At 66.7% G+C, this 403-nt stretch carries 1 pseudogene; it reads right to left on the reverse strand.

Going from position 1 to position 403, the window contains the following annotated elements:
• Positions 1 to 403 (reverse strand): annotated as a pseudogene (locus ACFHWE_RS23730) (LamG domain-containing protein); the annotation flags it as partial.

Here is a 403-nt window from a genome sequence, read left to right on the forward strand (position 1 = left end):
GTGATCCAGCAGAAGTCCGACCAGGGGTAGCCCCACTCGGTGCTGTCGTGGGCGATCGCCCTGTAGCCCACCAGTTCGTTCTCGGGCAGGTTGGTGGCGGTCACCGACCGCTCGGAGCCGTAGTCCCAGTAGTAGCCCACGTCTGCGTAGGTGGAGTCGGCGTACTCGCGGGGCTCGGTGCCGTCGATGCGCCACTCCACGCGTAGCTTCAGCTTCTGGTTGCCCCAGTTCTCGCGGGCGTCGTAGTCGCGGATGGTGGCGCGGAAGGTGGTGGTGGTGTCGTTGAGCAGGCGCGGGTTGTCGGGGTCGGTGGAGCACACCCCGCCCAGGGAGTCGGACATGGAGTCGGTGTCGACCTGGTCGGGCTTGTTGTTGTAGTCCACCACCAGCACCGGCGGGTCGT

Origin of the sequence: Nocardiopsis sp. LOL_012 (genome assembly GCF_048060475.1) — a bacterium.
Classification (GTDB): Bacteria; Actinomycetota; Actinomycetes; order Streptosporangiales; family Streptosporangiaceae; genus Nocardiopsis.